This window comes from Exiguobacterium sp. SH4S7 (assembly GCF_004336795.1).
In the GTDB taxonomy this organism is placed as follows: Bacteria; Bacillota; Bacilli; order Exiguobacteriales; family Exiguobacteriaceae; genus Exiguobacterium; species Exiguobacterium aurantiacum_A.
Map to the genome: position 1 here is coordinate 1 of NZ_SJUT01000021.1, position 1,119 is coordinate 1,119.

Here is a 1,119-nt window from a genome sequence, read left to right on the forward strand (position 1 = left end):
ACAATCCCTTGTCTGGTGGCGATAGCGAAGCGGCCACACCCGTTCCCATGCCGAACACGGAAGTTAAGCGCTTCAGCGCCGAAAGTAGTTGGGGGTCTCCCCCTGTGAGGATAGGACGTTGCCAGGCTTTTTATTTTTTTACAAAACTTATTGACTTTATCCTAATTGACATTTAAAATAGGTGGAGTCGATACAAATAGTTTTACAAACGGTCCCGTGGTGTAGCGGTTAACATGTCTGCCTGTCACGCAGAAGATCGCGGGTTCGAATCCCGTCGGGACCGCCATTTTTAATTTAAACTTAATAAGTTGGCTTTGTAGCTCAGTTGGTAGAGCAAAGGACTGAAAATCCTTGTGTCGGCGGTTCGATTCCGTCCAAAGCCACCATTTACACCTGCCGGTGTAGCTCAGTTGGTAGAGCATCTGACTTGTAATCAGAGGGTCGAGGGTTCAAATCCTTTCGCCGGCACCATTTTTTCATGGCGATTGTGGCGAAGTGGTTAACGCACCGGATTGTGATTCCGGCATTCGAGGGTTCAATTCCCTTCAGTCGCCCCATTTTAAATTAATGAGCCATTAGCTCAGTTGGTAGAGCATCTGACTTTTAATCAGAGGGTCGCAGGTTCGAGCCCTGCATGGCTCACCATTTCTCATTAATTAATAGTTATATTTGAATATTATATGCGGGTGTGGCGGAATTGGTAGACGCGCTAGACTTAGGATCTAGTGTCCTTGACGTGGGGGTTCGAGTCCCTTCACCCGCATCTCTAATCAAAACTCATATTGCGGAAGTAGTTCAGTGGTAGAATACGACCTTGCCAAGGTCGGGGTCGCGGGTTCGAATCCCGTCTTCCGCTCCATTAATACGCGGTCGTGGCGGAATCGGTAGACGCGCTAGGTTGAGGGCCTAGTGGTGGTTAACACCGTGGAGGTTCAAGTCCTCTCGACCGCATTTTATGCACCCTTAGCTCAGCTGGATAGAGCGTTAGACTACGAATCTAAAGGCCGGGAGTTCGAATCTCTCAGGGTGCACCATTTATAACGGGAAGTAGCTCAGCTTGGTAGAGCACTTGGTTTGGGACCAAGGGGTCGCAGGTTCGAATCCTGTCTTCCCGACCAT

The 1,119-nt window shown here is 49.2% G+C and carries 10 tRNA genes and 1 rRNA gene; all 11 read left to right on the forward strand.

What is annotated here, in order from left to right:
* The first annotated feature begins 11 nt into the window (after positions 1-11).
* The 11 genes from rrf to EVJ29_RS15260 all read left to right on the forward strand — a co-directional run bounded on the left by rrf (position 12) and on the right by EVJ29_RS15260 (position 1,118).
* Positions 12-127 (forward strand): 5S ribosomal RNA (gene rrf / locus EVJ29_RS15210).
* An 83-nt stretch (positions 128-210) separates the two neighbouring features.
* Positions 211-286 (forward strand) — tRNA-Asp (locus EVJ29_RS15215).
* Positions 287-310: 24 nt separating this feature from the next.
* Positions 311-386 (forward strand) — tRNA-Phe (locus EVJ29_RS15220).
* Positions 387-395: 9 nt separating this feature from the next.
* A tRNA-Thr gene (locus tag EVJ29_RS15225) sits at positions 396-471 on the forward strand.
* Positions 472-481: 10 nt separating this feature from the next.
* Positions 482-557, forward strand: a tRNA-His gene (locus EVJ29_RS15230).
* A gap of 12 nt (positions 558-569) precedes the next feature.
* A tRNA-Lys gene (locus EVJ29_RS15235) sits at positions 570-645 on the forward strand.
* 37 nt (positions 646-682) lie between these two features.
* Positions 683-763: transfer RNA gene (locus tag EVJ29_RS15240), tRNA-Leu, on the forward strand.
* 21 nt (positions 764-784) lie between these two features.
* Positions 785-859 (forward strand) — tRNA-Gly (locus tag EVJ29_RS15245).
* Positions 860-866: 7 nt separating this feature from the next.
* Positions 867-951 (forward strand) — tRNA-Leu (locus tag EVJ29_RS15250).
* Positions 952-957: 6 nt separating this feature from the next.
* Positions 958-1,034, forward strand: a tRNA-Arg gene (locus tag EVJ29_RS15255).
* A 7-nt stretch (positions 1,035-1,041) separates the two neighbouring features.
* A tRNA-Pro gene (locus tag EVJ29_RS15260) sits at positions 1,042-1,118 on the forward strand.
* Position 1,119 lies beyond the last annotated feature (1 nt).